This window comes from Allobosea sp., from assembly GCF_048595345.1.
Taxonomy (GTDB): Bacteria; Pseudomonadota; Alphaproteobacteria; order Rhizobiales; family Beijerinckiaceae; genus Allobosea.
Map to the genome: position 1 here is coordinate 1 of NZ_JBMDWH010000079.1, position 4,486 is coordinate 4,486.

6 protein-coding genes are annotated in these 4,486 nt (G+C 63.7%); 3 read left to right on the top strand and 3 right to left on the bottom strand.

Going from position 1 to position 4,486, the window contains the following annotated elements; genetic code table 11:
- On the bottom strand, nucleotides 1–237 hold a 237-nt coding region (locus ACOJTB_RS08920), incomplete at its 3' end, for a DNA polymerase ligase N-terminal domain-containing protein (RefSeq protein ID WP_420102175.1).
- A gap of 141 nt (nucleotides 238–378) precedes the next feature.
- Between ACOJTB_RS08920 and ku the strand changes: the two genes are divergently transcribed.
- Nucleotides 379–1,350, top strand: a complete 972-nt coding sequence (ku, locus tag ACOJTB_RS08925; protein ID WP_420102176.1) for a non-homologous end joining protein Ku — start codon at nucleotides 379–381, stop codon at nucleotides 1,348–1,350.
- A gap of 74 nt (nucleotides 1,351–1,424) precedes the next feature.
- A complete protein-coding gene (locus tag ACOJTB_RS08930; protein WP_100253661.1) occupies nucleotides 1,425–1,613 on the top strand; it encodes a hypothetical protein in 189 nt (62 codons plus the stop codon).
- Between the two features lie 30 nt (nucleotides 1,614–1,643).
- Here ACOJTB_RS08930 and ACOJTB_RS08935 read toward each other — a convergent pair whose 3' ends face one another.
- Together ACOJTB_RS08935 and ACOJTB_RS08940 are read right to left on the bottom strand one after the other, a co-directional pair.
- The gene (locus ACOJTB_RS08935; protein WP_420102177.1) at nucleotides 1,644–2,837 is read right to left on the bottom strand and encodes a tetratricopeptide repeat protein; all 1,194 of its coding nucleotides are present in this window, start codon (nucleotides 2,835–2,837) and stop codon (nucleotides 1,644–1,646) included.
- A gap of 422 nt (nucleotides 2,838–3,259) precedes the next feature.
- On the bottom strand, nucleotides 3,260–3,991 hold the full coding sequence (locus ACOJTB_RS08940) for an SDR family NAD(P)-dependent oxidoreductase (RefSeq protein ID WP_020096270.1): 732 nt from the start codon (nucleotides 3,989–3,991) through the stop codon (nucleotides 3,260–3,262).
- Nucleotides 3,992–4,073: 82 nt separating this feature from the next.
- Here ACOJTB_RS08940 and ACOJTB_RS08945 point away from each other — a divergent pair, with 82 nt between their 5' ends.
- Nucleotides 4,074–4,466, top strand: coding sequence for a winged helix-turn-helix transcriptional regulator (locus tag ACOJTB_RS08945; RefSeq protein WP_020096271.1), 393 nt, complete (start codon nucleotides 4,074–4,076; stop codon nucleotides 4,464–4,466).
- Nucleotides 4,467–4,486: the final 20 nt, after the last annotated feature.

The following is a 4,486-nucleotide window of genomic DNA, read 5'->3' on the forward strand; positions in this document are numbered from 1 at the left end:
GTCCTCGGTGCGGACGGAGAGCCGCTTCTCGGCCGGCGATAGGCTCGGCCCGCGGGTGACGGCCCAGCTCTTGAGCACCCCGTCCATCTCCAGCCGCAGATCGTAGTGCAGGCGTCGGGCGTCGTGCTTCTGGACGACGAATCGCGCCTTGGCGGTCTTCCGGCCACGGCGCCCACGAGGCTCGGGCGAGGACTCGAAGTCCCGCTTCTCGCGGTACGGCTTGAGGAGTTCGGACATGACTTCCGGCAAACCGCGCGGCCGATCGCCGGTTCCGGGATGCCGCTTCGACTGCGGGGGCAGGCAAGATCTCGCAAGTTATCCACAGGGCGAACTGCGCAGGAACGAGTCGAGAGCGACTCTCGTTGAGTCGCCGAATTCGTGGTCGGCATCGCATCGACTCATCGCCGGCGACGAATACTTGTGCGAATTCTGGAGGCTGCAGTGGCATCGCGCGCCAATTGGAAGGGGCACCTGCGACTTTCACTCGTCTCCTGCTCCGTCGGACTGTATCCGGCGATCAGCTCGTCGCGGGACCTGAAGTGCCACACGATCAACCGTGAGACCGGCAACCGCGTGAAGCAGCTGCTGGTCGACTCCGTGACCGGCGAGACCGTCGATCGCGACGATCAGGTGAAGGGCTGCGAGGTCGCCAAGGACGACCTCGTCCCCGTCGAGGACGAGGAGCTCAGCGAGATCGCGCTGGAAAGCACGCATACGATCAACATCGAGGCGTTCTGCAAGCGCGAGGAGGTCGACGAGCGCTACCTCGACAAGCCCTACTACCTCGCGGCCGAGGACAAGGTGTCGCGCGAAGCGTTCGCCGTCATCCGGGATGCGATGAGGAAGAAGGGGATGGCGGGCCTAGGCCGGATCGTCATCTACAAGCGGGAGCGCATCGTCCTGATCGAGCCCTACGGCAAAGGCCTGCTGGCGACCCTGCTGCGGTACCAGGACGAGATCCGGTCGCCCACCGCCTACTTCGAGGACATGCCGGACGGCAATCCGACCGACGAGATGCGGTCCCTGGCTGAGGAGCTGATCGCCCGGTCGACGAGGAAGTTCGATCCGTCGAAGTTCGAGGACCGCTACGAGGAAGCGCTGATCGCGCTGGTCAAGGGCAAGGCGAAGAAGCCCGAGAAGGGCAAGGGTCGATCGAAGGTGGCGGCACCGAGCTCCAGCAACGTCGTGAACCTGATGGAGGCCCTCAGGCGCAGCATCGACTCCGAGAAGGGTGGATCCTCCGCTCAGCCGGCCGCTGCCCGGAAGAAGGCGGGTTCGAAGCGGTCGCGGCTAAATTCGAACCGCGGCGCGGGCAAGGCGACGTCCTCGAAGTCGCGGAAGGCCGCGTGATGGCCGCTCGTCCGCTCCGGCCTCCGGCCCTGGCCCTCTCCCGTAGCGCCGCACGGCGGCGACGGGCGTGCCGAATGCTCGAGAGACTCGGCTACGACCCGCTCGGGTTCTCCTCCAACAAGGATGCGGAGGCGTGGCTGGAGGAGGACACGCCGGAAGCCGCGATCGTGGACGATCCCTGCGATAGAGAACTGGAAGGCCTGTTCAGCGTCCTCAAGGCGCGGAACGTCGATCTGATCGCCCTGGATGGCCCGCCGCCGTAGCCTTCCAGGGCGTGAGGCTGGAAACTCCGGTCACGACATGGCGACATGACCGAGCCGGGTCTTGGCGAACTGAGGCTGACCGAAGCGGGCCTTCGGTATCAGGTAGTTGACGAGAGCGGCGACGAGATCACAAGGGACGAGTTCCTTGTGCTTCTCGAGTATGAATTCGGCATAGTTTGCGTTGCCCGACACGCCGCAGGCGAGGCAATATCGAACCACGGCCTCGGTCGAGCGTCCTTGAAGCGATAGATACGTGTCGAGATTCTTCACGAACACGGTATCCGCAAACACCGTCCGACCTCTGGCCATGTGCTCCCTGTGCCGGGTCGCGTACCGCCAATTCTCATTGGTCAGATGCAGCACCTCGAAATCTTGTCCGCGCATGTAGGCGACGGTCTCGTCGAAGTGCGGCTCCCCCTCGTAGGCCGGCATGAAACGGAGCTCGGCCTGTACGACGGCGGCCCCGGCGATGTGCTGCCGGGCGTCGCGCAGGACCAAGCCGTCTATGCCCTCCAGATCGCTCTTGAAATAGTCGAGACCTGAGACCCCGATTTCATCGAGGGCATCCGACATGCGCTTCGCTTTGACCTTGTGAACCTCTTTGACCCGTGCCAGATCCCGGAGGCCGAACGCCTCAAGGATCTCCTGCTTGTCCTCCAGCAGTGAGGACGCGTAGATGAAGTGCTTCTCGCGGAATTCATAGTCTCCCGCGGTAGGAGCGATGACACAGTTGATAGGCGAGTACCGACCGAACTTCGATCTGTTGGAGCCTACAGACAGAGCGTCGAGCGATATGAAGTGGATCGCGCTAGCGATCTCGGATGGGACGCGCACGATCGCCTCGCCCGAAGATCCGAAATCCGCCATGTTGAGAAAACCGTCGAGGCACGCCGTTATTGTCCGCGCATCCTTCTTGGCGTCATCACTTATCGCTTCGACACGATCGGCGAATTCCTCGACGGAAAAGCTCCGCAGAAGGGCCGAGCACGTGCCGAGGAGGTCGCTGTCGAATGGATTCTCTAGGACTATTGCCGAGATGTAGTTGACCGCGTTCGGCAGGTCGCCTTGTTGGAAGCTGACGACCGAAAGTCCGATCAAGGCTCGAGGGTTTTTGTCTTCTACCTTGAGTATCGCCTCCAGAAGATTTCTGGCTTCTTGGTGCCGTCCCGCTTGGATATCGGCGTTGGCTCGATCGAGAGCTTCATCGACGGACATCTCGGCCATTCTATTGCGCCCACGCTGGAGATTGCAGGTGGCTTATGCAAGCGCGCGAAGGGTCCTTGGCGCAGCCTGGCAAGACACCGCCACAGTGACCTGAGGCATGGTCCGCCACATCTGTCTTAAGGGTTAACGCTTGCCTATGCCGGTTGGCCGCTCGAGCCGCCGGGATGGAACCGGAGGCTCTCGGTCAAGGCCGGGACATCTGCTTATGAGTGACGCGTTTCGCTCCGTTCCTTTCCGATCCGGATCGATTGAAGGCCGTCCGCATCTCTGGTCGGCCTTTTCCGAAGCGATTGTTCTGCTTTCGGCCAGCATCTGCCACCACGACGCGCCCATCTGAACGTCCAAAATGGGTGGCTTCAAGATGGTCCGCTTCGGGGATGCAAACCGGCGGAAGCGGACACCCTGAAACTGCTATCGGGACGCTAGACCTGCTGCATCCCGCCGTCGACGCACAGTTCGGCCCCCGCAACGAAGCTCGCCTCGTCGCTCAGTAGGAACAGCGTGGCCGCTGCCACCTCCTCGGGACGCGCCATGCGGCCGAGCGGGATCGGCGCGATGAGTGCGGCCCGCCCGTCCTCAGATACGCTCGCCATCATGGCGGTATCGGTCGGACCGGGGGCCACCACGTTCACGCGGATGCCGTGTGGGGCCAGTTCCGCCGTCCATGTGCGCGCGTAGGAGCGCAGCGCTGCCTTCGTCGCGGCGTAGGTCCCGTAGGGCGTCACGCCCATGACGTCGGCAATCGACCCCATCAGCACGACGGCCCCACCCCGCCCCATTGCGCCCAGAGCCGCTTGCAACCCGAAGACAGCCCCACGGACGTTGACCGCAAAGTGCCGGTCGAAATGCTCGGGCGTCCCGTCGCGCAGGGTCGCGGGTTCCGAGATGCCCGCGTTGAGGACCAGCGCGTCGATCCGGCCATGCATCTCCCGCACCGTCGCCACGACGCGGTGCAGATCCTCCTGTTGGGCTGCGTCCGCGACGAGGCCCTGCGCACCGCGCCCGATCCTCGCAGCGGCTGCGTCGACCTCGTCGGCGCGCCGCCCGGTGAAGACGACCGACGCGCCTTCGACCGCCAGCCGCTCGGCGACCGCAAGGCCGATGCCTTTCGCCCCGCCGATCACCAGCGCAACCTTGTCTTGCATGCGAGCCATCGGGGCATCCCTTCATCTGCAATGGCGCAGCAGATACACAGCGTGTATCTGCTATCAAGAACGCACTTAAGGTAGCCTAGATATGGCCGACGATACCGACTTCGATGCCGCGTCCGCTTGCGCGCTCGCCAACATGGCGCAGGTCCGCCCGGTGCTGGACAAGATCGCCGACAAGTGGACGATCCTGATCCTCACGGTGCTTTGCCCGCGGCCTTCACGGTTCAACGCGATCAAACGGCGGCTCGACGGCATCACGCACAAGGCGCTGGCGGACGCGCTGAAGCGGCTGGAGCGCAATGGTTTGGTGACCCGGACGGTGCTGCCGACCGCACCCATCGGCGTCGAGTATGCGATCACCCCGCTCGGCCATTCACTACGCGAGCCCTTTGAGGCGCTCTGCGCGTGGGCACTCAACAACGGTGCGGCGATTGATGCGGCCAACCGCGAACATGACAGCATCAAAATGAAGCCGTGAAAACGCGTCCGCTTTCGGAT

Excerpts from the sequence above, each read along its gene's own strand:
- ACOJTB_RS08930 (WP_100253661.1), top strand. The coding sequence starts at position 1,425 with ATGCTCGAGAGACTCGGCTACGACCCGCTCGGGTTCTCCTCCAACAAG.
- ACOJTB_RS08935 (WP_420102177.1), bottom strand. The coding sequence starts at position 2,837 with ATGGCCGAGATGTCCGTCGATGAAGCTCTCGATCGAGCCAACGCCGAT.
- ACOJTB_RS08940 (WP_020096270.1), bottom strand. The coding sequence starts at position 3,991 with ATGGCTCGCATGCAAGACAAGGTTGCGCTGGTGATCGGCGGGGCGAAA.
- ACOJTB_RS08945 (WP_020096271.1), top strand. The coding sequence starts at position 4,074 with ATGGCCGACGATACCGACTTCGATGCCGCGTCCGCTTGCGCGCTCGCC.